A 26,661-nucleotide genomic window follows, 5' to 3' on the forward strand; every position below is an offset into this window, starting at 1 on the left:
CCCGGGCTACCGCCTGAGGGGGTAACGTCGCGTGCGGACCATCCACAAGACGCGGGAGCGCACGCCGAGTGCGCTGAGAGGACGGCTGGGGCCGTCGACCGTAAGAACCTGACCGGGTAATGCCGGCGTAGGGAGATGAAAAATGACCGACACCTTGTCAACAGCCGCGCCGTCCGTCACCACCGGCCCCATCGCGGGCAGCAGCAAGGCTTACCGCGAGCTGGACGGCGTGCCCGGCGCGCGGGTCCCGTTCCGGCGGGTCCACCTGTCGACCGGGGACCACTTCGACCTCTATGACACGTCCGGGCCCTACACCGATCCCGACGCGGTGATCGACCTGGCGGCCGGCCTGCCGCCGCGGCCCGGGGTGGTGCGCGACCGCGGCACCCAGCTGCAGCGCGCCCGCGCCGGCGAGATCACCGCGGAGATGGCGTACATCGCCGCCCGCGAGGAGTTGCCCGCCGAGCTGGTGCGCGACGAGGTCGCCCGCGGCCGCGCGGTGATCCCGGCCAACCACAACCATCCCGAGAGCGAGCCGATGATCATCGGCAAGGCGTTCGCGGTCAAGGTCAACGCGAACATCGGCAACTCGGCGGTGACGTCGTCGATCGCCGAGGAGGTCGACAAGATGGTGTGGGCCACCCGTTGGGGCGCCGACACCATCATGGACCTGTCCACCGGCAAGAACATCCACGAGACCCGCGAGTGGATCCTGCGCAACTCCCCGGTGCCGGTCGGCACGGTGCCGATCTACCAGGCGCTGGAGAAGGTCAAGGGCGACCCGACGGAACTGACGTGGGAGATCTACCGCGACACCGTGATCGAGCAGTGCGAGCAGGGCGTGGACTACATGACCGTGCACGCGGGCGTGCTGCTGCGCTACGTGCCGCTGACCGCCAAGCGGGTCACCGGCATCGTGTCGCGCGGCGGGTCGATCATGGCGGCCTGGTGCCTGGCGCATCACCGGGAGTCGTTCCTGTACACCAACTTCGAGGAGCTCTGCGACATCTTCGCCCGCTACGACGTCACCTTCTCGCTGGGTGACGGGCTGCGGCCGGGCTCGATCGCCGACGCCAACGACGCGGCGCAGTTCTCCGAGCTGCGCACGCTGGGCGAGCTGACCAAGATCGCGAAAGCCCATGGCGCGCAGGTGATGATCGAGGGCCCGGGGCACATCCCGATGCACAAGATCGTCGAGAACGTGCGGCTGGAAGAGGAGCTGTGCGAGGAGGCCCCGTTCTACACGCTGGGGCCGCTGGCCACCGACATCGCGCCGGCCTACGACCACATCACCTCGGCGATCGGCGCGGCGATCATCGCCCAGGCCGGCACCGCGATGCTGTGCTACGTGACCCCGAAGGAGCACCTGGGGCTGCCGGACCGCAAGGACGTCAAGGACGGGGTGATCGCCTACAAGATCGCCGCGCATTCGGCCGACCTGGCCAAGGGGCACCCCCGCGCCCAGGAGCGCGACGACGCGCTGTCGACGGCCCGCTTCGAGTTCCGGTGGAACGACCAGTTCGCGCTGTCGTTGGATCCCGACACCGCACGGGAATTCCACGACGAGACGCTGCCGGCCGAACCGGCCAAGACCGCGCACTTCTGCTCGATGTGCGGGCCGAAGTTCTGCTCGATGCGAATCACCCAGGATGTGCGCGACTTCGCCGCCAAGCACGGGCTCGAGACCGAAGAGGACATCGAGGCCATGATGAGCGAGGGGATGGCCGAGAAGTCGCGGGAGTTCGCCGAGCACGGCAACCGGGTGTATCTGCCCATTACCCAGTGACGTTTCTGCCGCTCGCGCCGGCGGGCACCACGCCGTTGCGCGTGCTGACCATCGCCGGGTCGGACTCGGGGGGCGGCGCGGGCATCCAGGCCGACATGCGCACCATGGCGCTGCTCGGCGTGCACGCCTGCGTCGCGGTGTCGGCGGTGACCGTGCAGAACACGGTGGGGGTCAAGCGCTTTCACGAGGTGCCCCCCGACGTCGTCGCCGACCAGATCGAGGCGGTGGTCACCGACATCGGCATCCAGGCCGCCAAGACAGGGATGCTGGCGTCGTCGGCGATCATCGCGGCGGTGGCCTCTACCTGGCGACGGCTGGGTCTGCCGGCCCCGCTCGTCGTCGACCCGGTGTGCGCGTCCATGCACGGTGGCGCGCTGCTGGCGCCCTCGGCGCTGGATTCGCTTCGGGACCAACTGTTTCCGCTGGCCGCGCTGGTGACACCGAACCTGGACGAGGTGCGGTTGCTGGTCGACATCGACGTGGTCGACGCGACCTCGCAGCGCTCGGCGGCCAAGGCGCTGCACGCGCTGGGCCCGCGATGGGTGTTGGTCAAGGGCGGGCACCTGCGGTCCTCGGAGCGCAGCTGCGACCTGCTCTATGACGGCGCCGAGTTCCACGAGTTCGACTCGGAGCGGCTGCCCACCGGCAACGACCACGGCGGCGGCGACACGCTCGCGAGCGCGGTCGCGTGCGCGCTGGCGCACGGCCTCACGATGCCGGACGCGGTCGGCTTCGGAAAGCGCTGGGTCACCGAATGCCTGCGCGCCGCCTATCCCCTGGGTCATGGGCACGGCCCGGTGTCTCCCTTGTTCAGGCTCACGTGAACCTTGAGGCGATCGCAGGCGTGGCGCACGAACCCGACGGGTCACCGGCGGGCGTCGTCGTGCTGACCCACGGCGCGGGCGGGGACCGGGATTCGCTACTGCTGCAACAGGTTTGCGACGAGTGGGCGCGCCGCGGCTGGCTTGCGGTGCGCTACAACCTGCCGTATCGGCGGCGCCGGCCCAAGGGCCCCCCGTCGGGTGCGGCGGCCGCCGACCGCGCGGGCATCGTCGAGGCGATCACGGTGTGCCGCGGCCTGTCCGGCGGCCCGCTGATCGCCGGCGGGCATTCCTACGGCGGTCGGCAGACCTCCATGGTGGTCGCCTCCGGCGAGGCCGGCGTGGACGTGCTGACCCTGTTCTCCTACCCGGTCCACCCGCCGGGCAAGCCGGAGCGGCCGCGCATCGAGCACCTGCCCGACATCCGGGTGCCCACCGTGTTCACCCACGGAACGTCGGATCCGTTCGGCACGCCGGGCGAGCTGCGCGACGCCGCGGCGCTGATCGCCGCGCCGACCGAGGTCGTCGAGATCACCGGAGCGCGCCACGATCTGCGCTCGAAGACCCGCGACGTGCCGGCGCTGGCGGTCGACGCCGCGCTGCGGCTCATTCGTCGCCAAAAACCGTGAGCCGCATCAGCTTCCGGACGCACGCCTGCGCGTAGGACGAGTCCTCGTCGGCCGCGGCCATCCGGCCGAGGTCGATCACCAGGGCCATCGCGGCGTGCACCAGGAACCGCGCGTGCATCGGGGGAACGGACGGTCGCGCGGCGGTCAGCAGCCGGACCCAGGAGTCGACCGTCGACCGCTGCACGTTGCGCAGCAGCGCCTGGTCGCCGGGCGCCAGGTTGAACCGCTCGGTGTAATAGACGGCGGCCAGCTCCGGGTTGGCGAATGACGTGGCCACGTAGGCGCCCATCAGCGCCGTCAGTGCCTGGCGGGGTTCGGCGAACGCGCCCAGGATCGGGGACAGGTGGGCGGAGACCCGGTCGGCCGCCCGGCGCAGCCCGGTCGCGAGGATCTCGCGCTTGCCCGGGAAATACCGGTAGATCCCCGAAACCGGTAGGCCGGCGGCCGAGGCGATCTGCGCCATGCTGGTCCCCGCGTACCCCCGCTCCTCGAACAACACCATCGACGCGTGCAGCAACGCTTCGTAGGCGCCCGCGTCGGAAGCGAAGATCCGCCACGCCACCGGGCGGGGGAAGTCGTCCGACGGCTCCGGAAACTCGGCCGCGAGGATCGCGGACGCCGCCCCGGTCAGCAGCGCGCGGATCTCGTCGGCCGGCAGGCCCGCTCCGTGGTCGACGACGCTGCCGATGGCGCTGAGCGCCGCCGCCGAAAGCATCCACCGCTGCCGGGATGTCAGCGACGGTCGAATCGCGCTCAGCGGCCGCTGGATTCGGCGATTGACCAGCCGCAGCTGTCCGGTCAGCACGGCCTGGTCCTCGGCCCGCAGGTATCGGGCCTGCCAGCGGTACAGGCCTCCGGCGGCGCGGTTGTCCAGGGTGACGTCGATGAGCGCGGCGATCACCTCGTCCAGCGTCGCCGCGCCGTCGGTCCGATCGACGAGTTGCTGGCCCAGGGCCAGCACCGCCCCGCGAAAGAGGGCGTACTTGCCGGCGTAGTGGCGGTAGAGGGCGGCCGCCGAGATCCCCACCCGCGCGGCGATGGTCTCCATTCCCACCGCGTGATAGCCGTTGGCGCTGAACGCCTCGGCCGCGGCGCGGGCGATCTGCGCCTTGCGGTCCTTGGGCCGCCGCCGGACCGCGGTGCTGGCGGTGGACACCCGATTACCCTACCGTCTCCGCGGAATCTCCATTAACATATGACGCGACCAGAAGGACCGCACATGTTGGAAAAGCTTCGCCGAGTGCTCGAATTTCGGCTCAGCATCGCCCAGCTCATGGCGATCGGAATCATCCTCGGCACGCCCTATCTCCTGGTAGGCGCCATCTGGTCCACGACACACACCGAGCACCTGCACCAAATGCACGGCATCGACCTGGCGGTGTCCTTCCTCGGCTCGATCGTGTCGTGGCCGGTGCTGATCTTTGCCAACGTCTGCATGACCTGACGGATCGGCCGTTTACATAGTCACGGGGGAAGCAGGAGCATGCGGAATCGTCCGATGCTGGTGGGAGCTGTCGGCCTGGCGCTGGCGCTGATCGGATTGGCGGCGCTGTGGCTGCCGATCGAGCTCGACGCGCACGACGCCTACGGCTTCCCGATCCAATGCGGCAACGGCTTCAGCTCCAACCTCTCGGCCGGGCAGGGCGCCGGCGCCGGCGCGGCCGACCAGTGCGAGAGCGCGCTGCTCACCCGTCGCGCCTGGGCGATCCCGTCGGCCGCCATCGGCTGGCTGCTGATCACCGTCTTCCTGATCGTGTGGGCGCGCGCCGCCCCGCCCGCGCGCAGCGATTTGCTCAGCTAAAACTGGACAGTTTTAGCTGTCTAATTTAGGCTGGGGTTCATGGACGGCGTCGGCGACTCCTCGGTGATGGCGGCCCGCGACCTGCGGGTGCTGTTCAGCCGGTTGCGACGCCGGTTGAGGAGCCTCGGGGTCGACGACGACCTCACGCCGTCCCAGACCGCGGTGCTCACCCGCCTCTGGAAAGAGGGACCGTCGTCGGCCAGCACGCTGGCCGGCGCCGAGGGGGTGCGTCCGCAGTCGATGGCCACCATCGTGGCCGCGCTCGAGCAACGCGGGCTCATCGCGCGCGCTCCCGACCCCGAAGACGGCCGCCGCCAAGTCGTTTCGTTGACGTCGGCGGGCCGGCGGCGCGCCGAGAGCCATCGTCAAGCGCGGGAAGAGTGGCTGGCACGCGCCATCCAGGAGCGGTATTCCGAACGGGAACGCCGAACCATCCTCGATGCGCTAGCGCTGCTCGAGCGTCTGACCGAGTCATGAGAGGGGAACCGCTGCAATGGAATTGGGTGTGCACTTCATCGACTTCCTGCCGGGGGATCCGGCAAAGCTAGGCCCGACGCTGGCCGACGCGGCCAAGGCCGCCGAGCAGGGCGGCGCCACACTGTTCACCCTGGCCGACCACTTCTTCCAGATGGAAAACGTTGGGCGAGCCGAGGATCCGTTCCTGGAGGGCTACACGTCGTTGGGCTTCTTGGCCGGACAGACCGCGACCATCGACCTGGCGCTGCTGGTCACCGGGGTCACCTATCGCCATCCGGGCGTGCTGGCCAAGACAGTCACCACGCTGGACGTGCTGTCGCAGGGCCGATCGATGCTGGGCCTGGGCGCCGCATGGTACGACCGCGAACATCTCGCCCTCGGCGTTCCGTATCCGCCGCTGCGCGAACGGTTCGAAAGGCTGGAGGAGACGCTGCAGATCTGCCGGCAGATGTGGAGCGACGACGACGGGCCGTACCACGGCAAGCACTACCAGCTGGCCGAGACGATCTGTGCGCCGCAACCTATTCGGTGGCCGCCGGTCCTGATCGGCGGCGACGGCGAGAAGAAGACGCTGCGGTTGGTGGCGCAGTATGCCGACGTCTGGAACAGCATGTCCAGCGACGTCGACGAGTTCAAGCGCAAGGTGGACGTGCTGCACCGCCACTGCGACGCCGTGGGCAGGGACCCCGGCGAGATCCGCAAGACGTCGGGTGGCGTCGCCCTGCTGGATCCCTTCCAGGACACCGCCGGTTACCTGAGGACCGTTGAACGCTACGCCGAGTTGGGCGTCGACATGATCAACGTCGGGCCGCTGCCCGGGAACCCCGACCCGGTCGGATTCATCCGACGTCTCGGTGACGAGCTGGTGCCCAAGCTCGCCGAAATCGCCTGAGCTATCCCGGATACCGCGAGTAGCAGGCGTCCATGTTGCCGCCCACGCCGCCGCGGAAGGCGGCGATGCGGGTGAATCCGGCCGGCACGCTGATGCCGTCGGCGTCGCTGGCGACCAAGTGATTGGTGAGCAGTCCGGCGACGGCCTCGTCGAGGTCGCCGGCCGTCAGCACAAGCTGCTTCTGGGAGGGCAGTTCGATCGGTTCGGCCATCTTGCGGTGCACGACGCCGGTCAGGCAGGCGGTGCGCAGCGCGGTCCAGGGGCTCTGCATGGGCAACCCGCGGTCGTGTTGCACGGCCAGCGCGTACCTCGACATCACCATCGACAGGGCGGTGTCGTCGCCCTGCGGCAGCGTGCGTTCACTCTCGGCGGCCACCTGACCCACCTTCGCGAGTCCGGGTAGGTCGACCACGATGGTGTTGGTGGCCGGGCAGTAGGACGCCGGCGGGCTAGGCTTGGCGTCCGGGCAATCGGCCGGTTTGTAGGACAGCGTCGGCGGATTCTTCAGGGGGAAGATCTTTCCCAGCAGCTCCATGAGCGTCGTCAGCGTGTCCTCGTTGATGGGGACCTCTCCGGTCTCCGGGTCACCGCTGGTGTCGAGCCGCAGGGTGGTCGGCAGGTCGCCGCGGCGCTGCTCGATCTCCTGCTTGTTGATGGTCGCGCACGCCGAGGCTCCGTCGATGAAACCCATCTGGAACGCGCTGATGCGATCCAGGGCCGACCCGTGCTCGTCGTCGTTTTGGGTTTCGGCGTCCATCACCGGATCTCGGGTGGTGATGATGCCGGCCAGCACGTGGTCGAGCCCGTCGGCGGTGCTCAGCGTGAAGCGGGGTGATTTCCCGTCGGCCACCCAGAACAGGTAGACGCCGGCGAAGCAGTCGGCCTGCTGCTCGCGAACGATCGTCGGGTCTTTGCGGGTCACGAGTTTGGCCATCTGCTGTAGGGCGTGACCGAATTCGTGCGCCAACACACCATTGACGGACATGTCGCCGAAATAGCGCTGCGCGACGGCCATGAACACCGTGCGATCCCAGGCGATCAGGTTGCAGCGCCCCGTGAAGAACGCGTTGACGAGCTTATAGGTGTCGTTGTAACAAACGATCGGGCTACGCGGATTCTCCGAGTCGTAGGACACCATCTTTTCGACCGGAACGAAAGTTCCTTTCAGCGATTGGCTGTATACCGACTTCCAGTACTCCTCGATGTCGTTGATCGACAGCAACGACAGCTTGTCGATCGGGCCGTTGTCGGTGTTGAGCACTTTGCCGGTGGGACTCGGTGCGTTCGGCCGGATTCCGCTGGGCCCGTTGGTCGCCGGGATGCCGCCCACCCGGAACGGGTCGTTGAGCATCGACAGAGCGCGCCCGTCGACGAAGGTGGTGCACCCGGCCACCACAAGTACCGCCCCGGCGCAGGCGATTGCCGCCTTCAGACGTCGACTCGGCCCGCGCTTGTTCATGAATGACCTCATCCCGGCCGGGCTGCAGGGCAGCATCAAAGGGACCTCATTCTAAATCCCCTGGCAAACTCTGACAGGCCAAATGCAACTTGGGTTACCCATTGCGAAACGCGAACGGGCGGGAGGGTATTCGATACGCGAATTGCCGGTGCCCTAAAAGGGCGGCGGATCGTCGTCGTCGAGCGGTGGGGCGGGTCCGCCGTAGGTCCAGTAGTCCATGGGCCGGGTCGTGCGCGCTTCGCGGGCCTGCCGATTGCGTCGGCGTTCGGCGGCGATGCGGTAGGCGCGGTCCTGGGCTCTGGTGCGGCGGCGTTTGGGCATCATCGCGGTGCGTTCGGCGCCGTAGTCGGGGATCGGGTCGGCTTCGGGGGCCGCAAAGCCCCCGACGGAGCGGCACAGACTCGGGAACAGCAGTGCGCTGCCCGGGGTCGTGACATAGGTCTGCCCGCCAGGCATGGTCACGATCAGGGTCCCGTCGCGCAACTGCTTTTCAACCCAGCCCCAAAACGTCTTCAGCAAATGATGAGTTCTGCAGTAGCACTTGAGGTTTGAGGCATGGGTGGGCCCACCTTGGGCGTAGGGGATGGTGTGGTCGATGTCGCATTCGATCGCCGGGCGATCACAACCCGGGGCACGACACGTCAGATCGCGGCAGCGCACGAAATCGGCCAACGCTTTGGAGGGCACGTAGCCGTTTTCCGGTGGGGCGTCGCCGGGATGGACCAGCGGCACCAGCTTGGAAGAGGCGGCCAGTTCGGCCACCAGTTCGGGTGGGATGAGCCCGTCGGCCCCCAGCTCGGAGCCCGCCGCCGTGCCGGTGCCATCCAGGGTGGCCTGCTCGGCGATTACATGGATGACGACTGGCCCGGCCGGGGGCCGCTTGCCGGCCGCACAATCCGGGCGCCCGCAGCGACACCCCAGCCGGTCCGCCCCGGCCGCCAACGCACCCAGCGCGTCGGCGCGGCGCTGCTCGCGGGTGCGCGGATCGTGCGCGCACACCGTGGCCGCCAACGCAGTCAGCCGCCGGTCCAACGCGTGGGCATCGGTGGCGAACAAAGTGCCTTGGATCTCGGCGAGGCCGTCTTGGACCCGATCCCCGATCCACACCTCCCGACCGACCTGAGCCTCGCGGCGCCGGCGTACCGCGTCCTTATCGGCCTTGGCCACGATCTTGTCCACCTGGGCGGCCAGCCGACCCCGGCTCATCGACGGCCAGCGCGCCACGTTGGCCGCCAGCGTGGCATCGACCCCCGCCAACACGGCGTCGTCGACGATCAAATCGGTGCGAAACACCAGCGTCGCAAACATCCTGAAATCGATGTCGCCGGCTCGAAATACCTCCCCCACCCCAGGCAGACGCTCCCGCAGCGCCCGCGCGTAGTGCAGCCGGCTGGCCGCCAGGCCCTGACTGATCCGCAACGCCGCGGCGATTTCGGCGGCCACCGCCTCCATGGTGTCGATGGCCCAATCCTCGGTTTCCGAACACCGCGACAACCGATACCGAAACAACTCATGAATCGCGACCAGCTGCGCGGCCGCCGCCCGGTTCTCCGCCCGCGACTCCGCGCCGATCCGCTCCAGCATCACCGCCGACTCCGGAGTCACGGACGGGGAGTGCCGCTCGATCATCTCGTCAAGCCGGGCAATCGCCTCGGCACGGGCGGCTTCATCGAACATACGTTCGAGTATGCCACGCCCCACTGACATTTCTGTTCAAGCGGCCGGGGCAGATGATCGTGGCAGCCGTTGCCAGTGGTGACCCGGCCGCTGACTGGCGCCCTGCCGGGTCGTCTTCGAATTGATCTGTCCCACCGTTGCGCGAACGCCGAAAAAAGAGCCCCGACACCGCTAGGGCATTCGCGTGCGGTGCCGCTTGTCGTGCGGCGGCACGCCGTTCACACCGCCGATCGACTCCGCGTAGGTGCCCACCGCGAAGCCGACACCAGAACCCATGATCGCCAAAGCATCCCGGTTGACGGCATCGACGGTGTCGCGGGGGCTTTGGAAGTTGGGGTCGAACGGGACGCCCGCCTGGCCGCCCCACAGTCGCGCTTGCACGGTGGTTTTCGGCTGCGAGGCGCCGGTAGTCATGCCGCCGACCGGCACGCCCGCGATCATGAAGGGGTGGTAGTCGGTCCTGGTGCCCAGCGGCATGTCGGCGGGCCGCTTGCCGGCCAGGTTCAGATAGCCGCCCAGCGTGCGCTCGATGCCGGCGGAACCCTCGGGCACGTCGCCGAAGGAGATTCCTGGCGTGGGCGGACCGGACTGGTCGCCGTCGTCGGTGAAGTAGCCGGCGTTCGGCGATCCGAGCATGGTGAAGTCCAGGTACATCGCGATGTCGTTGAGTTGGTTGGCATCCATGCCGAACACGTAGTCGGTGACGCCGTTGAGCCCGTCCTCGTCGGCTCCCCAGAACACGAACCGCACCGCGTTGTTCACCGGGGCCAAAGGGCCCAGCTGCAGCGCCGTCTCCAACACGGCGGCCACGCCGGTCGCGTTGTCGTTGATGCCCGGTCCGTCGCGCGGGCCGTCGAGATGCGCGCCGACCACGATCGCCTCGTGCGGCGAGCCGGTTTCGGTCTGCGCCAGCACGTTTCGCGAGGTGATCTTGATGTTCTCGGCGTCCAGCACCAGGCGTATCGGCGCGGTCTCACGCGCGAGCGCCGGGGCGCCGTAAGCGCCAACGACGGCGACCGGCACGGTCAGCTGCTTGAAATAACCGGGCGCGAAGAGGCCGGGCGGAGCCCCCTGGCCGCCGCTGGGCGCGCTGAGCACCACCAACGCCGCCGCGCCCTTGGCCAGCGCGGCGTTCTGCTTGTCGACCACCGAGCAACCTGAGTCGTCGACGACGGCGATCGCCCCCTTGGGCACCGCGGCCGGGTAATCGCCGACGGCGCAGCCCGAGGGTCGCGCCGGGTGCACCGGCGGCCCGGTGAGCCCGCCCGGGGGCGTGCGAACCAGCAGCGACGCCTGGTCGACCTGATAGGTGCGGCCGGCCACCGTGAGCGCGGGCTTACCGGGCGAAACGTTGAAGAGCCGGTCGAACTGCGGTGTTGATACGTTGAAACCCCTGTCCCGCAACGCCTTCGCCACATACTCGACGCTGGCGTCGTAGCCCGGCGTGCCGTCCGCGCGGTTTCCGCGGTTGGCGTTGGCGACGTTCTGCAGCGCGCGCAGGTGGGTGACCAGCCGGTCCGCGGTGACCCGCTGGGCCAGTACCCGGGCCAAATCCGGCGCGGCCGACGGCGGTGCGGGGCGCGGCGACGAGCATCCCGCCACGAGCGCGAGCACGATCAGCGCCGAGGCCAGCGGGCGCATCATGGCTTGGCGAGCACGTGGCGCGTGCGATCCGCCAGGACCGGAACCCCGTTGCGGCCGCTGAGGTCCTGCGCGTAGAAGCCCACCGCGTAGGCCACGCCGGCGCCGTTGATGCCCAGCGAGGTGCGGTCGATGTGATCGAGGGTGTCGGTTTTCTGGTGATAGTTGGGGTCGAACGGTTGGTCGGCTTCCCCGCCCCACAGCTTGGCCTGCTCGGCGGATTTCTTCACCTCCGCGCCCGAGAACAGCCCGCCCGCCGGGATGCCGGCGAGGGTGAATCCGTCGTAGTCCGAACGGCCGTCGAACGAGGTGTCCTGCGCGGTCTTGCCGGCCGATTTGAGGTAGGCGACCAGCGTGCGCTCGATGCCGGCCGAGCCCTCCGGCACCACCGGCTGGCCGCGCGCGTCCATCGGCAGCGACTGGTCCCCGTCATAGGTGAAGTAACCGGGGTTGGGCGACGCGAGCATGTCGAAGTTCAAATACAGCGCAATGCCTTTGAGCGCGTCGAGGTTCAGCGACTCCACGTAGTTGCGCGAGCCGATCAGCCCGAGTTCCTCGGCGCCCCAGAAGCCGAACCGCACCGCGTTGTGCACCTGCGGCGAATTCCCCAGCTGCACCGCGGTTTCCAGGACCGCGGCCACGCCGGATCCGTTGTCGTTGATGCCCGGGCCCTCGGGCACGCTGTCCAGGTGGGCACCGGCCATCACGACGTCGGTGGGCGAGCCGGTCTTGGTCTGCGCGATCACGTTGCGGGCCTTGAAGGTTTGCACGCTCGCGTTGAGCTTGATCGTGGTCGGTCCCGGCTGCGCGCGCAGCTGCATCCCGATGGACTTGGTGACGCTCAGCACCGGGATCTTCACGTCGGTGTCGGCCCCGAGGGTGCCGCCCATCTGCTGCTCGTCGACGTTGTCGACGACGATCATCGCGACGGCGCCGCGCTGCGCCGCGGCGTTCTCCTTCTGGGCGAACGGGCAGGTGCCGCGGTCCACCAGCACCACCGCGCCCTGCACCCGCAGCCCATCGAAGTCCGACGGCTTGCAGCCCGGGTCGTCTCCCTGCGGCACCGGCACCAGTGGCCCGCTCACCCCGTCGGGCGGGGTGCCGAGGCTGAACTCCAGCGGGCGCGCCTCGACCGCCGCGCCGCCGACCGTCAGCGCCGGCTTGTCGCCGTGGAACACCCGGGCCGAGAACTCGGGGGTCTGCACGTCGAAACCGCTGTTGCGCAACGTGTTCACCACATAGTCGACGCTGGCTTCGTAGCCGGGGGTGCCCACGGCGCGGGTGCCGTTGTTGGCGTTGGCGATGTCCTGGAGTTTCGACAGGTGCGCCAACATCCCGTCGGCCGTGACCTTGTCGTGCAGTGCGGTCGCGAACGAGGCCGCGGCCGGGTTGGCGCTAGGCTGCTCCGAGCCGGCGCAGCGGTTCGAGCATCCGGCCAGGGATGCGGCCAGGGCGACGGCGCCGAGCACCGCCGGGATCGTTCGCGATTTTTTTACCATCGCGCCCAAGGTTAGACATACAGCGCGGTGAATGGCGCAAAAGGAATGTTGCGCACCACAAACCAAACCGCCACCAGCAGCAGCGTCACCATCGCCGCCCAGCGCTGGTGCTGCCACCCCTTGACGCGCCGGCCCGTCACCCGACCGTAGGTCCACGCCCCATACGCCCATACCAGCAGCACCAGCGCCACCAGGCCCAGCGCGTTGAACCGGGCCGCCGCCGCCACGTCGCCGTGCATCAGCGAATACAACATCCGTGCGCTGCCGCACCCCGGGCAGTCGATGCCCAGCAGGGCCTTGGTGGGACACACCGGCACCGGCCCACCCGGCGTGGTGGGATCACCCACCCAGGTGGCCGCGCACACCAACGTCGTGGACGCGGCCACCAGGAGCGGCGCCCCCAGGGCGAACCGCACCGGCCGTTGGCGCGTTACCACGAGCGTCCCCGCTTAGAACATCGCGGAAATCATGGCCGCGCTGGTGTTGTCCGCGTTCATACCGACGGCCACCGTGTAGATGATCGCGATGACGACCCAGACGACCCAGATGATGACCGACCAGATGACCCACTTGCGTGCGCTGGCGGCGGCCGCCTGCGCCTCCGCGTGCAAACCCTGCGCCCACATTCCGTTGACTTGGGCGGCTTTCACGATCGCCACGATCCCGGTGATGGGAAAGCAGAATATCGTCGCCAAAATCGCCCACACCAAGTAGTTATTCGGCGCTTGCCCAACGGGCTGCTGCGGCGGGTATCCCGGGGGCGGTGGTGGCTGTGTCATGGATTCTCCAGTCGCGAGGAGTTAACCGGCGTGAAGCGGTGCTTACCATACCCGAGCGGCGCGGGGACGGCACCCTCTCGGCGAAATTCGTTATTTGCGCACGTCGCCCGAACGGCGGAAATGTAGCGGGAAGCCGCGAAATAGGCTGGCCGTGAAGCGCTTTGCCGCGCGCGGAGGGCCGACCGGGCGCGGATAAATAGATTCCCAAACAGATAATTTCCTGCGGAATGTGTTGCATAGACAGGACATAGCCCTACGATCCCTTTAGCGGAAGCATTGTTTCCGGGCAGCGACGCAACCATTAGGAGCCAAAGATGCCTCATCCGAGCAAGGCGCTGCGAGCCGCGGCGGCCGCAGCGCTCGCGGGCGGTTTCGCGTTGGCCGGTGCCACCGTCGCGGTCGCGGACCCCAACACCGGTAACCCGGCGGACATCAACACGCTGGCCGGATCGCTGTCCAAGGGCTACGGCCTCAACAACTGCACTCCCGGAAACATCGACGCCGGCGAGCTGGCGGTGCTCACCTGCGGACAAAACCCCGACCCCAGCGGCCCCGTCCAGGCGAGGTACATGCTCCTCAACAACGCCGACAGCCTGAACGGCTCGTTCAAGACCAGCATCAAGGACGACGTATTGACCGCCTGCGGGGACACCGGCCAATCGCCCACGACCTGGCACCAAGGCAGCAACAACGCCAACTCGGGATCCGTCGCGTGCGGCACCTACCAGAATGCCGCCGAGGTCATCTGGACCACGGATTCCAAAAACGTGCTCAGCCTCATCCGCGGGTCCAACTCCGACGTCGCCGCGCTCTACCAGTGGTGGCGCGCGAACGGCTGACATCAACCATTGGGCCGCAACGTATTTCATCTGCACGGCCCGAAAGGCGCTCGGGTTCCTTGATTTTCCCCCACAATGAAGGAGTTCAGAATGTCCCCTCTCACCAACGCGCTGCGAGCCGCGACGGCCTCGGCGCTCATGGGCGCTTCCGCCCTGGTCGGTGCGGTCACGGCGACCGCGGACCCCGGCACCGGTAGCTCGGCCGACATCAACACCCTGGCCGGCGCGCTGTCCAAGGGCTACGGCCTCAACACTTGTCAGACGGCGCCACTGTCGGGTCCCGTTCTGGCCGAACTCGATTGCGGGCAGAACCCCGACTCCAACGGACCGGCCGCCGGCGTCTACCAACTGTTCGGCAACGGCAGCGATCTGGCCGCCGCGTTCACCTCCGGCATCAACGGTGTGTCGCTGAGCCCGTGCGGTGACAACGGCCAGTCGCCCGGCACCTGGCACCAGGGCAGCTCGGGCGCGACGGCGGGGCAGGTGGCGTGCGGCACCTACAAGAACGCCGCGGTCATCACCTGGACCACCGACGCCAAAAACGTGCTGAGCCACATCCGGGCGTCCAACACCGATGTCAACGCGCTCTATCAGTGGTGGCGGACGAACGGCTAGGGGGTCGGATGATGTCTCGCCTCACCACCGCCCTGCGCGCCGCGACGGCCGCGGCGCTCACCGCGAGTTTCGCCGTCGCGGGCGCCGCTACCGCGTCCGCGGACCCGAGCACCGGCAGCACGGCCGATATCAACACCCTGGCCGCGTCGCTGTCGAAGGGCTACGGCCTCAACAATTGCAAACCGCAAGCCATCACCGAAAAGGGTGAGATCGCCGAGCTGCAATGCGGGGAAAGCCCCGACTCCAGCGGGCCCGCCAGCGGGCAATACGGCCTCTTCTCCTCGAGCGGCGACGCGGCCGCCACGTTCGCCAACGCCGTCAAGGGCGGAACCATGACCGGGTGCGGGGGCGACATGACCCAATCGCCCGGGACGTGGAGCCAGAACGGCCAGGCCGGCGGGAAGCTCGCGTGCGAAACCAGCCAGAACCTCGCGGTGGTCACCTGGACCACCGACAGCAAGAACCTGGTGGGCCAGATCGTCGGGCGCAACGGTGACATCGGCGCGCTGTACAAATGGTGGCAGGCCAACGGCTGACGCTCTACAGTTGCGCGGCAACCAGATCCGCGACCGCGCGCATCCCGGCGCCGTTGGGGTGCAGCGGGGCCGGCCGGCCCGGTAGCGGCACACCGAATCGCGCGGGCGTCGTGGTCCACGGCTCGGGCGACCACGCGTGGTGCGGCCGGCTGGCGTCGGCGGCGCGGACGATCTCGCATCCGGTCGCGGCGGCGGCGTCGGCGGTGGCGCGTTCGAGCGTCGCGGCGACGTGGCGGCCCAGGTCGGCATCGGCTTGCGGCAGGGGCGGCGCGGGCGCACCCGCGGGCGGCAGGATCGTCAGGTAATCGACGAACAACACCCGGGCGCGCGGGGCGCCCCGGCGCAGCGCCGTGCCGACCGCGCACAACGAATCGAACACGTCGGCGAGCGCCCGATCGCGCGTGTCACGGTCCAGCAGTTCGGAAATGAGCCCGCCCAGCAGCGGCACCCCGCGGACCGGGCGCGGCAGCGCGGCGGCCATCAACAGCGGCACGTAGCCGACGTCGTTGCCGCCGATGGTCACCGTCACCAGGCTCTCCGAGCCGTCCAGCGCGGCGACCTGCGGCGGCCGGCCGTGCTGGCGTTCGGTGAGCACGTGCGCGGTGGTCGCGCCGGAAAAGGTGACGTCGACCAGATCGAGATTCAGCCGCTCGGCGACCAGGTGCGCGTAATTTCGGGCGGATCGGCCCGACCACCGCGGCGCGCCCGTGGCGCGGGGCCGGATGCCGGGGCCGGCGGCCATCGAACTGCCCAGCGCGACATAGCGCTTCATCGTTCGGGGCTGGAGGCCTGCGCCCAGAACCGCTTCGGGATCCGCCCGGCCCGCCGCGCCAGATGGCCGGCGGTGACGGCGGCGGCCATCGCCGCGGCCATGGCCGGCGGATCGGCGGCGCGGGTGACCGCGGTCGCCAAAAGCACCGCGTCGCAACCCAATTCCATCGCCAGTGCCGCATCGCTGGCGGTGCCGATGCCCGCGTCGAGCACCACCGGGACGCCGGCACGGGCGACGATCATCTCGATGTTGTGCGGGTTGGTGATGCCCAGGCCGGTGCCGATCGGGGCGCCCAGCGGCATCACCGCCGCGCAGCCGACGTCCTCCAGGCGACGCGCCAGCGCCGGGTCGTCGTTGGTATAGGGCAGGACGACGAACCCGTCGTCGACCAATTGCTCTGCGGCCCGCACCAACTCGACCGCGTCGGGCAGCAGCGTGCGTTCGTCGGCGATCACCTCGAGCTTGACCCAATTGGTGTTCAGCGCCTCGCGGGCCAGCTGCGCGGTGAGCACCGCCTCGGCGGCGCCGCGGCACCCCGCCGTGTTGGGCAGCGGCGTGATGCCCAGCCGGTTGAGCAGGTCCAGCAACCCGGTTCCGCCCTCGGCGTCCACCCGCCGGATCGCGACGGTCGTCAGCTCCGTGCCCGACGCGATCAGCGCCTCCTCGAGCACCGCCAGGTTCGTCGCTCCCCCGGTGCCCATGATCAGCCGCGAGGCGAAGCTGCGATCGGCGATCGTCAGTTTGGCTTCCATATCGGGACTAGCCACCTTGCACCGCCGTCACCACCTCGAGTCGGGCACCGTCGAATAGTGTTGTCGCCCACCGCGAACGCGGCAGCACCGCCAGATCCATCGCGACCGCGATGCCCCGGTCGGGGAAGCCCAGCGACTCGAGCAGCGCCGCGACGGTGGTCCGCTCGTCGACCTCGACCTGCTGCTCGTTGACCGTGACGATCATGAGGGGGCTCCGACCGGGACCAGTTCGGCGACAATCTGTTCGGCGGTCCACGGCGCCAGCAGAAACCCGGAGCGGCCGTGGCCGGCGGCGACCAGGGTTCGCGCGTCCAGCCGCTGCACGATGGGCAGGTTGTCGGGTGTCATCGGGCGCAGCCCGGCGGCGCACTCGGCAAGCTCGTACTCCCCCAGCGCCGGCAGCACCGCGCACGCGTCGTCGAGCAGGTCGCGCACCCCGGACACCACCGGCGCCGTGTCGCGCCCGTGCTCGTACTGGGTGGCGCCGACGACCACCCCGTCCGGGCGCGGCACCAGGTACACCTGGCGCCCGTGCACCCGGGCACGTATCACCCTCTGCAGCAACGGCATACACCCCTTGCGCCAGCGCAGCCGCAGCACCTCGCCCTTCACCGGCCGCACCGGCAGGCCGGGCCACAGCGTGGGCGCGTCGATGCCGTTGGCGATCACCACCGCGTCGGCCTCCACCCCGGCGAGGTCGTCCACCGGCCCCGCCCAGCGCACCCCCAGGCGCTCGCAGGCCGCGCCCAGCGCGTCGAGCACCGCGCGGTTGTCCACGGCCAGCTCGGTCGGCGCCCGGAAGCCGTGCCGGATGCCCTGGGCCAGCAGGGGTTCCACGTCCCGCGCGGCCGACTCCCAGACCACCGGGTGCCCCTGTTCGGACAGCCAGTCGGCGACGGTGCGCAGGTCCGCGACGTCGGCGCGGTCGACGGCCACCACCAGCGACTCGCGGGCGGTGACCACCCCCGGCGGCAGCCCGTCCAGATAGCCGCCCTCGCGCCACAGCCGCAGCGATTCCAGGCCCAGCCGCAGGAGCCGCTCCTCGCCCGGCCAGCCCTCGCTGTGCGGGGCGAGCATGCCGCCCGCGACCCAGGACGCGCCCGCGTCGCCGGTGCGATGCACCCGCACGGACCAGCCGGCCTGCGCGGCGCGGCGCGCCACCGACAGCCCGATGACCCCGCCGCCCACCACGGCGAGTGACTGTGGCATCTGCTGCTCCCTTCGCCGGCATGACCCGGATCAGGTGTGACGGTAAGGGCAGGCGCGCCCACTCTCAGTCCGCGATCCTTGGGACTCCCGTGCTCTTCGCAGTCCACGCTAGCGCGATACCGTCGCGCTGTGCACCAACCGGCTTCCCGTCTCGCCGCGGCGAGGCTGTACCTGTGTACCGACGCCCGCCGCGAGCTGGGCGACCTCGCCGAGTTCGTCGACGCCGCCCTGGCCGGCGGGGTGGACATCGTGCAGCTGCGCGACAAGGGGTCGGCCGGTGAACAGCGGTTCGGGCCGCTCGAGGCGCGCGACGAGCTGGCCGCCTGCGAGATCCTCGCGGACGCGGCCCGCCGGCACGGCGCCCTGTTCGCGGTCAACGACCGCGCCGACGTCGCCCGCGCGGCCGGCGCCGACGTGCTGCACCTGGGCCAGGGCGACCTGCCGCTGGGCGTGGCGCGCGAGATCGTCGGGCCGGACACGGTGATCGGCCTGTCCAGCCACGACCCCGACCAGGCCGCGTCGGCGGCCGTGTCCGGGGCCGATTACTTCTGCGTCGGGCCGTGCTGGCCCACCCCGACGAAACCGGGTCGCCGCGCGCCGGGCCTGGAATTGGTGCGGGTGGCCGCCGCGCTCGGCACGGACAAGCCGTGGTTCGCGATCGGCGGAATCGACCCGGAGCGGCTGCCCGACGTGCTCGCCGCCGGCGCCCGGCGAGTCGTGGTGGTGCGGGCCATCACCGCGGCCGCCGACCCGCGGGCCGCCGCCGAACGGCTCAGTTCGGCGCTGGCAGCAGCGAGCTGATCCGCCGGCTCAGCTGCGACGGCTCCTGGTCGGCCTGAAGTAGCGGGCCCGGCATGCACCACACGAACACGCCGGCCTCGATCTCGAGCGTGCGCGGCAGGTACTTGCGCCGTTCGTCGTCGTGGTCCAGGTGCACCAGCGCCGGCGCGGTCCGCAGCCGCTGCCAGCTCGCCGCGAAACCGGGATGCAGCGGCAGGTCGGCAACCTCGCTCTCGGCGACCCAGCGCATCTCGGCGCTTTCCCGGTTGGGAACGGTCTGCAGCAACTCGGCCGCGTCGGCGACGACGGTGGTGTAGCTCCAGCTGGTGCCGCCGGGGCCCGACACCTCGGCGGTGACGACCGTCGCCCGGACGCAGACCAGGTCGGCCAGCAGCCCGGCCTCCTCGTGCGCCTCGCGGACGGCGGTTTGCTCCGGGGTCTCGTGGCTGTCCCGGGCGCCGCCGGGCAAACCCCACGTGCCGCCCTGGTGGCTCCAGATCGCGCGGTGCTGCAGCAGCACCGCGGGCGTGCCGTCGGGCGCGGGGGCGCGCAACAAGAGGCCGGCCGCGCCGTAGCGGCCCCAGTAATGAGCGCCGCTGTCGGATACCACCCATCCGTCACCGTCGCCGTGCACGAGATCAGGATATGCAGGCGATCCGCCCGGTCAATCGGGTCGCCTCCCCCCATCCGGACGAACATGCTCTTAGAATTCGCTTATTCGGGTTCGTGCGGCGAAACTTGGGGCCGAAAGATGAGGGCTGAGCAGACGTGACGGTTGAGCTGGCGCACCCGTCGACCGAGCCGAAGGGGTCGCGGTCGCCGGCCGAACCGGCCCACCCCCGGTGGTGGTTCATCTCCACCACGCCGGGGCGGATCCTGACCATCGGGATCGTGCTCGCCGCCCTCGGCGTCTCCAGCGCCTTCGCCACCTCGACCACGATCAACCACCGCCAGCAGGTGCTGTCGACGGTGCTCAACCACACCGAGCCGCTGTCGTTCGCGGCCGGACGCCTGTACACCACGCTGTCGGTGGCCGACGCGGCGGCGGCCACGGCGTTCATCGCGCAGGCCGAGCCGCGGCCGGTCCGGCTGCGCTACGAGCAGGCCATCACGGACGCCGCGGTGGCCGTGACCCGGGCGTCGAGCGGGCTGACCGACGAACCGCTGGTGCAGTTGCTGGGCAGGCTCAACGCCGAGTTGGCGGTCTACACGGGGCTGATCGAAATCGCGCGGACCAACAACCGGGAGGGCAACCCGGTCGGGTCGTCGTACCTGTCGGAGGCCTCCGGGCTGATGCAGTCGAGGATCCTGCCGGACGCCGCGCAGCTGTACCAGGCGACGTCGGAGCGGGTGGACAGCGAAACCACCGCGTCCACGCACTTCCCGGCCCCGGTGATCCTCGTCGTCGCCAGCACGGTGGTGTTCGGCGCGTTCTCGCATCGCTGGCTGGCGCGGCGCACCCGGCGCCGGATCAACCCCGGGCTGGTGGTGGGCGCCCTCGGTATCCTCGTCATGGTGGTATGGGTCGGGACCGCGCTAACCATCTCCACGACTGCGAGTCGTAGCGCCAAGGACACCGCCGCGGAGTCGCTACGGACGGTCACCAACGTCGCCATCACCGCGCAGCAGGCGCGGGCCGACGAGACGCTGTCGCTGATCCGCCGCGGTGACGAAGAGATGCGCAAGCAGTCGTTCTACGATCGCATCGACTCCATGCACTCCCAGCTCGACCAGTACCTGTCGCGCAGCGACGCCGTCGACAAGCCCGACCTGCAGGGCGCCGACCAGCTGCTGCTGCGCTGGCGGCAGGCCAACGACCGGATCAACTCCTACATCTCGGTGGGCAACTACCGGGCGGCCACCCAGGTCGCGCTGGGCAGCGGCGAGGACGACTCCACCCCGGCGTTCGACAAGCTCGAGGACGAGCTGGGCAAGGCCATGGACCAGAGCCGCACCCACCTGCGCAACGACGTGCTCAACGCGCGCAGCGGGCTGTCCGGCGCCCAGGTGGGCGGCGTCGTGCTGTCCCTCGGCGCCGCGATCGCCGTCGCGCTGGGGCTGTGGCCGCGGCTGAAGGAATACCGGTGATGAGGCGCTACCTGGGCGCGCTGGCCGCCGCGGTCGTGCTGGCCGGCTGCGGCCACACCGAAACGCTGACCGTGGCCACCGTGCCGACGCTGCCGCCGCCCACGCCGGTCGGCATGGAGCAGCTGCCGCCACAGCCGCCGGTGCCACCCGACGACCCCAGCCAGGGCTGCAACGCGACCGCCAGCCTGCGGCCCTTCCCCACGAAGGCCGAGGCCGACGCCGCCGTCGCCGACATCCGCGCCCGCGGCAGGCTGATCGTCGGGCTCGACATCGGCAGCAACCTGTTCAGCTTCCGCGACCCGATCACCGGTGAGATCACCGGCTTCGACGTCGACATCGCCGGCGAGATCGCGCGCGACATCTTCGGCGCCCCCTCGCACGTCGAGTACCGGATCCTGTCGGCCGACGAGCGCGTCACCGCGCTGCAGCGCTCGGAGGTCGACGTCGTGGTCAAGACCATGACCATCACCTGCGACCGGCGCAAGCTGGTCAACTTCTCCACCGTGTACCTCGACGCCAACCAGCGCATCCTGGCGCCGCGGGACTCGCCGATCGCCAAGGTGGGCGACCTGTCCGGCAAGCGCGTCTGCGTGGCCCGGGGCACCACGTCGCTGCACCGGATCCAGCAGATCGACCCGCCGCCGGTGGTCGTGTCGGTGGTGAACTGGGCCGACTGCCTGGTGGCCATGCAGCAGCGGGAGATCGACGCCGTCAGCACCGATGACTCGATCCTGGCCGGGCTGGTGGAGGAGGACCCCTACCTGCACATCGTGGGGCCGAACATGGCCACCCAGCCCTACGGCATCGGCATCAACCTGAACAACACCGGGCTGGTCCGGTTCGTCAACGGCACGCTGGAACGCATCCGCCGGGACGGCACGTGGAACACGTTGTACCGCAAGTGGTTGACGGTGCTCGGTCCCGCGCCCGCCCCGCCCACGCCGAGGTACGTCGACTGATGGCCGAGCTGGATCACACCGAGCAGCCCGGCGCCGACGACGGCGCCGCATCCCCGGACACGCAGGGCGGTCCGGTGACGGGGCGCATCCAGGCCACCCAGGCGCTGTTCCGGCCCGACTTCGACGACGATGACGACGACTTCCTCATCCCCGGGATCGACACCGACGCGCCGGAACGGATGACGGTGGCCACCCGGGTGCTGCCGCCGACGCGGCAGCTGGGCGGTGGCCTGGTCGAGATACCGCGGGTGCGGGACATCGATCCGCTCGAGGCCCTGATGACCAACCCGGTGGTGCCGGAGTCCAAGCGCTTCTGCTGGAACTGCGGCAAGCCGGTCGGCCGCTCCGGCGACGAGGGCAAGGGCGAGTCGGAAGGCTGGTGCCCGTCCTGCGGCAGCCCGTATTCCTTTCTGCCGCAATTGAATCCGGGGGACGTAGTCGCCGGGCAGTACGAGGTCAAGGGCTGCATCGCGCACGGCGGACTGGGCTGGGTGTATCTGGCGCTCGACCACAACGTCAACGAACGCCCGGTGGTGCTCAAGGGCCTGGTGCATTCCGGCGACGCGGAGGCGCAGGCCATCGCCATGGCCGAGCGCCAGTTCCTCGCGGAGGTGGTCCACCCGCAGATCGTGCAGATCTTCAACTTCGTCGAGCACAAGGACGCCCACGGCGCCCCCGTCGGCTACATCGTCATGGAGTACATCGGCGGGCAGTCGCTCAAGCGGGCGCTCAAGGAGAGCAAATCCGAGAAGCTGCCCGTCGCCGAGGCGATCGCCTACCTGCTGGAGATCCTGCCCGCGCTGACCTATCTGCATTCCATCGGCCTGGTCTACAACGACCTGAAGCCGGAGAACATCATGCTCACCGAGGAGCAGCTCAAGCTCATCGACCTGGGCGCGGTGTCGCGGATCAATTCGTTCGGATACCTTTATGGCACACCGGGTTTCCAGGCGCCGGAGATCGTGCGGACCGGCCCGACGATCGCCACCGACATCTACACGGTGGGCCGCACGCTGGCGGCGCTCACGCTGAACCTGCGCACCCGCAACGGCCGCTACGTGGACGGCCTGCCGGACGACGATCCGGTGCTGAAGAACTACGACTCGTTCGGCCGGCTGCTGCGGCGCGCCACCGACCCGGACCCGCGGCGCCGGTTCTCCACCGCCGACGAGATGTCCGCCCAGTTGATGGGCGTGCTGCGCGAGGTGGTCGCCCAGGACACCGGGATACCGAGACCCGGCCTGTCGACGGTCTTTTCGCCCAGCCGCTCGACGTTCGGGGTGGACCTGCTCGTCGCGCACACCGACGTGTACCTGGACGGGCAGGTGCACTCGGAGAAGCTGACCGCCCGGGAGATCGTGACCGCGCTGCCGGTGCCGCTGGTCGACCCGACGGACGTCGCCGCGCCCGTGCTGCAGGCGACGGTGCTGTCCCAGCCGGTGCAGACGCTGGACTCGCTGCGCGCGGCCCGGCACGGCTCGCTGGACGCCGACGGCATCGAGGTGGCCGAGTCGATCGAGCTGCCGCTGATGGAGGTCCGCGCGCTGCTGGACCTCGGCGACGTGGCCAAGGCCACCCGCAAGCTCGACGACCTGGCCGAGCGCGTCGGCTGGCGGTGGCGGTTGGTCTGGTACCGGGCCGTGGCCGAGCTGCTGACCGGCGACTACGACTCCGCCACAAAGCATTTCACTGAGGTGCTGGACACCTTCCCCGGCGAGCTCGGCCCCAAGCTCGCGCTGGCCGCCACGGCCGAGCTCGCCGGCAACACCGACGACCACAAGTTCTACCAAACCGTGTGGAAGACCAACGACGGCGTGATCTCCGCGGCTTTCGGGCTCGCCAGGTCGCTGTCGGCCGAGGGCGACCGGGAGGCCGCGGTGAGCACCCTGGACGAAGTGCCGCCCACCTCAAGGCATTTCACCACCGCGCGGCTGACCAGCGCGGTGACCCTGATGTCCGGCCGGTCGGCCAGCGAGATCACCGAGGAGCAGATCCGCGACGCGGCCCGACGCGTGGAGGCGCTGCCGCCGACCGAACCGCGCGTGCTGCAGATCCGCGCCCTGGTGCTCGGCGGCGCGATGGACTGGCTGCAGGACAACGAGGCCAGCACCAACCACATCCTCGGTTTCCCCTTCACTGAGCATGGCCTGCGGCTGGGCGTCGAGGCGTCGCTGCGCAGCCTGGCCCGCGTCGCGCCCACGCAGCGGCACCGCTACACGCTGGTGGACATGGCGAACAAGGTGCGACCGACGAGCACCTTCTAGGGTCTGCGGCGGCCCCTGCGGCCTCGCCGCTGCCGCCCCCGCCGCGAGTGTGAATCCTAGGCGGCGACACGCCGACAAACCTCGCCATGGGCTCACACTGAAAAGCCCTACGCTCACACTCGATCCGCGAGCGCTTCGCGGACGCGGTGCAGGATGCCGGCGGGGCGGTCCTCCGCGACGACCCGGATGACGATCCAGCCCATCCGCTCCAGCACCTCCTGCCGCCGAATGTCTTTGGCGAATTGGCGTCGGTCGGTCCGATGGTGATCGCCGTCGTATTCGACCGCGACCAACTGTTCCTCCCAGCCCATATCGAGGTAAGCGAAGGGAATGCCGTCGTCGGCGAGCACCGGGATCTGCGTCTGGGGCCGGGGCAAGCCCCCGTCGATCAGCAGCAGCCGCAGGTAGCTCTCCCGCGGCGACTGAGACCCGGGGTCGACGAGGTCCAGCGCGGCCTGCAGCCGCCGCAGCCCGGGCGAATGGGGGTGGCACTTCGCGATGCGCAGCACGTCGACGGGCTTGAAACCCGTTGCCCGCGCGAGCGCGTCGAGCCGCACGACCGCCGAGCGGATGGCGCCGCGCCGGCCGATGTCGAAGGCCGTGCGCTCGGGCGTGGTCACGGTGCGCCCGTTCATGGTCTGTGTCTCGCCCTCGAGCAGCGCGTCACGCCGCGTAAGCACGCCGCGCGGCGGGCGGGTGTTGGCGTGATTGAGTTCAACCGGGACGTCGTCGGGAATCCACCTGGAGCCGTGTAAGGCCGCGGCGGCCGCGCCGACGATCGTCGCCTTCCGTCGCGACCACAGCCAGGCCGAGAAGATGCGCTGCTCAAGCGAGAGCTCGACCTCCCTGGCCAGGTAGACGTTCGGAAACACCGCGCGGTAGCCGGAGCGCAGGTGATACCGGCTCAGCGCGCCGCTGGCCAATGCCTCGCTGCCGATAAACGGTTCGCTCATGCGCCGCAGAGTTGCACAGCGGCCGCGGGCCGCGCGGACATCCATCCACAGGCGCACGCATAGCCAAAACATAGGTTCGTGCCGCACAGTTATCCCATGCCGGGGGAGTCGACGCGGTGGATCAGCACCGCCCGCGGGCTGCGTCGCGCCGGGTTCGGGGTGACCGGGCCCGAGGTCGACGCGGCCCTGGCCCGGGACTGGCCGAGCCACGTCGACGCCATGCTGGGCGCCAACCCCGACGCCGACCCGGGTGCGATCGCCACCCCGATGCCCTCCCTGGAGGTGCCGCGCGCACCCGGCAAGGGCGCGACACCGGCGGCCCGCAAGCAATACAACGGTCAGCTGTCCGAGCAGCAGCGCGTGCTGTTCGACTGGTGGCTGACCCGCATGGTCAGCGTCGGCCAGCCGATCCACGAGAAGTTGACCCTGTTGTGGCACAACCACTTCGCCACCTCGGCGCAGAAGGTGCAGGTGGCGGCGTACATGGCCGCGCAGAACCAGAAGCTGCGCGCCGGGTCGCTGGGCGACTTCCGCACGCTGGCCTACGCGATGCTGACCGACGCCGCGATGTTGCGCTGGCTGGACGGTCAGACCAATACGGCCAAGGCGCCCAACGAGAACCTCGCGCGCGAGTTCATGGAGCTGTTCGCGCTCGGCCACGGCAACGGCTACACCGAGGACGACGTGCGCGCCGGCGCGCGGGCCCTGACGGGATGGGAGATCGGCGCAGGCGGCCAGACGGCGATGTCGCCGAAACGCCATGACCCGAGCGCCAAGACGCTGTTCGGCCGGGCTCAGAACTTCGACGCCGCCGGCTTCTGCGACGCCGTGCTGAGCCAGCCCAAGTCCGCGGAGTATGTCGCGGGACGCCTGTGGCAGCAATTGGCCTCGGACGACCCGCCGTCTGCGCCGGCGCTCGGCCGCCTGGTCGCCGCGTACGGCCCGCGACGCGACCTGCGCGCGCTGACCCGGGCGATCCTCACCGACGACGAATTCACCAATGGAGGCGGGCTCCGGCCGACAAGCAGGGTCAATACCCCGGTCGAATGGCTCGTCGGCGTGCTGCGCGCGCTGCGCGTGCCGGCTGCCGACCCGGCGCACCGCAAGCTCGTCGACGCGACGCTGCGCGGGCTGGGGCAACGGCCGTTCTACCCGCCGAGCGTCGGCGGCTGGCCGCGCGGCCAGGTGTGGCTGTCCACCGCGAGCGCGCAGACCAGGCTTCGCGCCGCGACGCGGCTGGCGCAGGCCGGCGACCTGTCCGGCGTCGAGAGCGCCGCCCCGGACGACCGCATCGACGCGGTCGGCTACCTGATCGGGGTCGGGGCGTGGTCGGACCGGACCGCCGACGCGCTACAGCCCCTGGTGCGCAGGCCGCCGCAGCTGCTCGCCGCCGCCGTCAACACTCCCGAATACCTGACCTCCTGACTGGATAG

The 26,661-nt window shown here is 69.9% G+C and carries 28 protein-coding genes and 1 riboswitch; of the genes, 15 read left to right on the forward strand and 13 right to left on the reverse strand.

Going from position 1 to position 26,661, the window contains the following annotated elements:
• Positions 1 to 41: 41 nt before the first annotated feature.
• A riboswitch (TPP riboswitch) is annotated at positions 42 to 151 on the forward strand.
• From thiC to AWB89_RS08420, 3 genes are all read left to right on the forward strand, one after another.
• Positions 143 to 1,786: a phosphomethylpyrimidine synthase ThiC gene (thiC, locus tag AWB89_RS08410; RefSeq protein ID WP_085172801.1), complete on the forward strand. Its 1,644-nt coding sequence runs from the start codon at positions 143 to 145 to the stop codon at positions 1,784 to 1,786. It overlaps the preceding riboswitch by 9 nt.
• Positions 1,783 to 2,610: a bifunctional hydroxymethylpyrimidine kinase/phosphomethylpyrimidine kinase gene (gene thiD / locus AWB89_RS08415; protein WP_085172803.1), complete on the forward strand. Its 828-nt coding sequence runs from the start codon at positions 1,783 to 1,785 to the stop codon at positions 2,608 to 2,610. The genes thiC and thiD overlap by 4 nt, the downstream gene beginning before the upstream one ends.
• Complete coding sequence (locus AWB89_RS08420; protein ID WP_085172805.1) at positions 2,607 to 3,236, forward strand: alpha/beta hydrolase family protein; 630 nt, start codon at positions 2,607 to 2,609, stop codon at positions 3,234 to 3,236. Before thiD ends, AWB89_RS08420 begins: the two co-directional genes overlap by 4 nt.
• Here AWB89_RS08420 and AWB89_RS08425 read toward each other — a convergent pair.
• Positions 3,214 to 4,392: a TetR/AcrR family transcriptional regulator gene (locus AWB89_RS08425; protein WP_085172807.1), complete on the reverse strand. Its 1,179-nt coding sequence runs from the start codon at positions 4,390 to 4,392 to the stop codon at positions 3,214 to 3,216. The two genes, AWB89_RS08420 and AWB89_RS08425, sit on opposite strands and share 23 nt — an antisense overlap.
• Before the next feature lie 63 nt (positions 4,393 to 4,455).
• Here AWB89_RS08425 and AWB89_RS08430 point away from each other — a divergent pair, with 63 nt between their 5' ends.
• From AWB89_RS08430 to AWB89_RS08445, 4 genes are read left to right on the forward strand one after another with little or no spacing between them, the layout of a single operon-like run.
• A complete protein-coding gene (locus AWB89_RS08430) occupies positions 4,456 to 4,680 on the forward strand; it encodes a hypothetical protein (protein ID WP_085092944.1) in 225 nt (74 codons plus the stop codon).
• A 39-nt stretch (positions 4,681 to 4,719) separates the two neighbouring features.
• Positions 4,720 to 5,037, forward strand: coding sequence for a hypothetical protein (locus AWB89_RS08435; protein WP_085172809.1), 318 nt, complete (start codon positions 4,720 to 4,722; stop codon positions 5,035 to 5,037).
• 39 nt (positions 5,038 to 5,076) lie between these two features.
• Positions 5,077 to 5,514 (forward strand): MarR family winged helix-turn-helix transcriptional regulator, encoded by a 438-nt coding sequence (locus AWB89_RS08440; protein ID WP_085172811.1) that lies wholly within the window; start codon positions 5,077 to 5,079, stop codon positions 5,512 to 5,514.
• 16 nt (positions 5,515 to 5,530) lie between these two features.
• Positions 5,531 to 6,406, forward strand: a complete 876-nt coding sequence (locus tag AWB89_RS08445; RefSeq protein WP_085172813.1) for an LLM class F420-dependent oxidoreductase — start codon at positions 5,531 to 5,533, stop codon at positions 6,404 to 6,406.
• 1 nt (position 6,407) lies between these two features.
• On the opposite strand, the gene AWB89_RS08450 is transcribed toward AWB89_RS08445, so the two are convergent.
• From AWB89_RS08450 to AWB89_RS08475, 6 genes are all read right to left on the reverse strand, one after another.
• A complete protein-coding gene (locus tag AWB89_RS08450; protein WP_085092952.1) occupies positions 6,408 to 7,865 on the reverse strand; it encodes a neutral zinc metallopeptidase in 1,458 nt (485 codons plus the stop codon).
• A 153-nt stretch (positions 7,866 to 8,018) separates the two neighbouring features.
• Complete coding sequence (locus AWB89_RS08455) at positions 8,019 to 9,542, reverse strand: HNH endonuclease signature motif containing protein (RefSeq protein ID WP_085172815.1); 1,524 nt, start codon at positions 9,540 to 9,542, stop codon at positions 8,019 to 8,021.
• 171 nt (positions 9,543 to 9,713) lie between these two features.
• Positions 9,714 to 11,186 carry a M28 family peptidase gene (locus tag AWB89_RS08460; protein WP_142282487.1) on the reverse strand — a complete coding sequence of 491 codons (1,473 nt, stop codon included), beginning with the start codon at positions 11,184 to 11,186 and terminating at the stop codon, positions 9,714 to 9,716.
• Positions 11,183 to 12,682, reverse strand: coding sequence for a M28 family metallopeptidase (locus AWB89_RS08465; RefSeq protein ID WP_085172937.1), 1,500 nt, complete (start codon positions 12,680 to 12,682; stop codon positions 11,183 to 11,185). Before AWB89_RS08465 ends, AWB89_RS08460 begins: the two co-directional genes overlap by 4 nt.
• 11 nt (positions 12,683 to 12,693) lie before the next feature.
• On the reverse strand, positions 12,694 to 13,119 hold the full coding sequence (locus tag AWB89_RS08470; RefSeq protein WP_085172817.1) for a DUF2752 domain-containing protein: 426 nt from the start codon (positions 13,117 to 13,119) through the stop codon (positions 12,694 to 12,696).
• Between the two features lie 12 nt (positions 13,120 to 13,131).
• Positions 13,132 to 13,461 (reverse strand): CD225/dispanin family protein, encoded by a 330-nt coding sequence (locus tag AWB89_RS08475; protein ID WP_085172819.1) that lies wholly within the window; start codon positions 13,459 to 13,461, stop codon positions 13,132 to 13,134.
• A gap of 314 nt (positions 13,462 to 13,775) precedes the next feature.
• Here AWB89_RS08475 and AWB89_RS08480 point away from each other — a divergent pair, with 314 nt between their 5' ends.
• The 3 genes from AWB89_RS08480 (at position 13,776) to AWB89_RS08490 (ending at position 15,451) form a co-directional block, all read left to right on the forward strand.
• Positions 13,776 to 14,300: a serine/threonine protein kinase gene (locus AWB89_RS08480; RefSeq protein WP_085172821.1), complete on the forward strand. Its 525-nt coding sequence runs from the start codon at positions 13,776 to 13,778 to the stop codon at positions 14,298 to 14,300.
• Positions 14,301 to 14,390: 90 nt separating this feature from the next.
• A complete protein-coding gene (locus AWB89_RS08485) occupies positions 14,391 to 14,915 on the forward strand; it encodes a serine/threonine protein kinase (RefSeq protein ID WP_085172939.1) in 525 nt (174 codons plus the stop codon).
• A gap of 11 nt (positions 14,916 to 14,926) precedes the next feature.
• The gene (locus AWB89_RS08490) at positions 14,927 to 15,451 is read left to right on the forward strand and encodes a serine/threonine protein kinase (protein ID WP_085172942.1); all 525 of its coding nucleotides are present in this window, start codon (positions 14,927 to 14,929) and stop codon (positions 15,449 to 15,451) included.
• Between the two features lie 4 nt (positions 15,452 to 15,455).
• Here the strand turns inward: AWB89_RS08490 and AWB89_RS08495 are convergent, their stop codons facing one another.
• Genes AWB89_RS08495 through thiO form a run of 4 tightly spaced genes read right to left on the reverse strand, consistent with a single transcriptional unit; the run spans position 15,456 to position 18,184 of the window.
• A complete protein-coding gene (locus tag AWB89_RS08495) occupies positions 15,456 to 16,223 on the reverse strand; it encodes an SGNH/GDSL hydrolase family protein (protein WP_085172823.1) in 768 nt (255 codons plus the stop codon).
• Positions 16,220 to 16,975, reverse strand: coding sequence for a thiazole synthase (gene thiG, locus AWB89_RS08500; protein ID WP_085092966.1), 756 nt, complete (start codon positions 16,973 to 16,975; stop codon positions 16,220 to 16,222). Before thiG ends, AWB89_RS08495 begins: the two co-directional genes overlap by 4 nt.
• Positions 16,976 to 16,982: 7 nt before the next feature.
• A complete protein-coding gene (gene thiS, locus AWB89_RS08505; protein WP_085092968.1) occupies positions 16,983 to 17,180 on the reverse strand; it encodes a sulfur carrier protein ThiS in 198 nt (65 codons plus the stop codon).
• Positions 17,177 to 18,184 (reverse strand): glycine oxidase ThiO, encoded by a 1,008-nt coding sequence (gene thiO, locus AWB89_RS08510; RefSeq protein WP_085093128.1) that lies wholly within the window; start codon positions 18,182 to 18,184, stop codon positions 17,177 to 17,179. Before thiO ends, thiS begins: the two co-directional genes overlap by 4 nt.
• Positions 18,185 to 18,313: 129 nt before the next feature.
• Here thiO and thiE point away from each other — a divergent pair, with 129 nt between their 5' ends.
• Positions 18,314 to 18,985 (forward strand): thiamine phosphate synthase, encoded by a 672-nt coding sequence (gene thiE / locus AWB89_RS08515; protein ID WP_085172825.1) that lies wholly within the window; start codon positions 18,314 to 18,316, stop codon positions 18,983 to 18,985.
• On the opposite strand, the gene AWB89_RS08520 is transcribed toward thiE, so the two are convergent.
• The gene (locus AWB89_RS08520) at positions 18,957 to 19,598 is read right to left on the reverse strand and encodes an NUDIX hydrolase (protein ID WP_085172827.1); all 642 of its coding nucleotides are present in this window, start codon (positions 19,596 to 19,598) and stop codon (positions 18,957 to 18,959) included. The two genes, thiE and AWB89_RS08520, sit on opposite strands and share 29 nt — an antisense overlap.
• Positions 19,599 to 19,732: 134 nt before the next feature.
• Between AWB89_RS08520 and glnX the strand changes: the two genes are divergently transcribed.
• The 3 genes from glnX to AWB89_RS08535 are packed head-to-tail and all read left to right on the forward strand — an operon-like array spanning position 19,733 to position 24,275.
• Positions 19,733 to 21,052 carry a protein kinase G-activating protein GlnX gene (gene glnX / locus AWB89_RS08525; RefSeq protein ID WP_085092974.1) on the forward strand — a complete coding sequence of 440 codons (1,320 nt, stop codon included), beginning with the start codon at positions 19,733 to 19,735 and terminating at the stop codon, positions 21,050 to 21,052.
• Positions 21,052 to 22,011, forward strand: a complete 960-nt coding sequence (locus AWB89_RS08530) for a glutamate ABC transporter substrate-binding protein (protein WP_085092976.1) — start codon at positions 21,052 to 21,054, stop codon at positions 22,009 to 22,011. Before glnX ends, AWB89_RS08530 begins: the two co-directional genes overlap by 1 nt.
• Positions 22,011 to 24,275 carry a serine/threonine-protein kinase PknG gene (locus tag AWB89_RS08535; protein ID WP_085172829.1) on the forward strand — a complete coding sequence of 755 codons (2,265 nt, stop codon included), beginning with the start codon at positions 22,011 to 22,013 and terminating at the stop codon, positions 24,273 to 24,275. The genes AWB89_RS08530 and AWB89_RS08535 overlap by 1 nt, the downstream gene beginning before the upstream one ends.
• Positions 24,276 to 24,388: 113 nt before the next feature.
• On the opposite strand, the gene AWB89_RS08540 is transcribed toward AWB89_RS08535, so the two are convergent.
• Complete coding sequence (locus AWB89_RS08540) at positions 24,389 to 25,228, reverse strand: endonuclease domain-containing protein (protein ID WP_085172831.1); 840 nt, start codon at positions 25,226 to 25,228, stop codon at positions 24,389 to 24,391.
• Positions 25,229 to 25,324: 96 nt separating this feature from the next.
• Here AWB89_RS08540 and AWB89_RS08545 point away from each other — a divergent pair, with 96 nt between their 5' ends.
• Positions 25,325 to 26,653, forward strand: a complete 1,329-nt coding sequence (locus AWB89_RS08545; protein ID WP_085172833.1) for a DUF1800 domain-containing protein — start codon at positions 25,325 to 25,327, stop codon at positions 26,651 to 26,653.
• Positions 26,654 to 26,661: the final 8 nt, after the last annotated feature.

It is taken from the genome of Mycobacterium paraense (assembly GCF_002101815.1).
Taxonomy (GTDB): Bacteria; Actinomycetota; Actinomycetes; order Mycobacteriales; family Mycobacteriaceae; genus Mycobacterium; species Mycobacterium paraense.

Bases quoted from the DNA above. Each gene is read 5' to 3' on its own strand.
- thiC (WP_085172801.1), top strand. From the start codon at position 143: ATGACCGACACCTTGTCAACAGCCGCGCCGTCCGTCACCACCGGCCCC.
- AWB89_RS08430 (WP_085092944.1), top strand. From the start codon at position 4,456: ATGTTGGAAAAGCTTCGCCGAGTGCTCGAATTTCGGCTCAGCATCGCC.
- AWB89_RS08435 (WP_085172809.1), top strand. From the start codon at position 4,720: ATGCGGAATCGTCCGATGCTGGTGGGAGCTGTCGGCCTGGCGCTGGCG.
- AWB89_RS08440 (WP_085172811.1), top strand. From the start codon at position 5,077: ATGGACGGCGTCGGCGACTCCTCGGTGATGGCGGCCCGCGACCTGCGG.
- AWB89_RS08445 (WP_085172813.1), top strand. From the start codon at position 5,531: ATGGAATTGGGTGTGCACTTCATCGACTTCCTGCCGGGGGATCCGGCA.
- AWB89_RS08450 (WP_085092952.1), bottom strand. From the start codon at position 7,865: ATGAACAAGCGCGGGCCGAGTCGACGTCTGAAGGCGGCAATCGCCTGC.
- AWB89_RS08455 (WP_085172815.1), bottom strand. From the start codon at position 9,542: ATGTTCGATGAAGCCGCCCGTGCCGAGGCGATTGCCCGGCTTGACGAG.
- AWB89_RS08460 (WP_142282487.1), bottom strand. From the start codon at position 11,186: ATGATGCGCCCGCTGGCCTCGGCGCTGATCGTGCTCGCGCTCGTGGCG.
- AWB89_RS08465 (WP_085172937.1), bottom strand. From the start codon at position 12,682: ATGGTAAAAAAATCGCGAACGATCCCGGCGGTGCTCGGCGCCGTCGCC.
- AWB89_RS08475 (WP_085172819.1), bottom strand. From the start codon at position 13,461: ATGACACAGCCACCACCGCCCCCGGGATACCCGCCGCAGCAGCCCGTT.
- AWB89_RS08480 (WP_085172821.1), top strand. From the start codon at position 13,776: ATGCCTCATCCGAGCAAGGCGCTGCGAGCCGCGGCGGCCGCAGCGCTC.
- AWB89_RS08485 (WP_085172939.1), top strand. From the start codon at position 14,391: ATGTCCCCTCTCACCAACGCGCTGCGAGCCGCGACGGCCTCGGCGCTC.
- AWB89_RS08490 (WP_085172942.1), top strand. From the start codon at position 14,927: ATGTCTCGCCTCACCACCGCCCTGCGCGCCGCGACGGCCGCGGCGCTC.
- AWB89_RS08495 (WP_085172823.1), bottom strand. From the start codon at position 16,223: ATGAAGCGCTATGTCGCGCTGGGCAGTTCGATGGCCGCCGGCCCCGGC.
- thiG (WP_085092966.1), bottom strand. From the start codon at position 16,975: ATGGAAGCCAAACTGACGATCGCCGATCGCAGCTTCGCCTCGCGGCTG.
- thiS (WP_085092968.1), bottom strand. From the start codon at position 17,180: ATGATCGTCACGGTCAACGAGCAGCAGGTCGAGGTCGACGAGCGGACC.
- thiO (WP_085093128.1), bottom strand. From the start codon at position 18,184: ATGCCACAGTCACTCGCCGTGGTGGGCGGCGGGGTCATCGGGCTGTCG.
- AWB89_RS08530 (WP_085092976.1), top strand. From the start codon at position 21,052: ATGAGGCGCTACCTGGGCGCGCTGGCCGCCGCGGTCGTGCTGGCCGGC.
- AWB89_RS08535 (WP_085172829.1), top strand. From the start codon at position 22,011: ATGGCCGAGCTGGATCACACCGAGCAGCCCGGCGCCGACGACGGCGCC.
- AWB89_RS08540 (WP_085172831.1), bottom strand. From the start codon at position 25,228: ATGAGCGAACCGTTTATCGGCAGCGAGGCATTGGCCAGCGGCGCGCTG.
- AWB89_RS08545 (WP_085172833.1), top strand. From the start codon at position 25,325: ATGCCGGGGGAGTCGACGCGGTGGATCAGCACCGCCCGCGGGCTGCGT.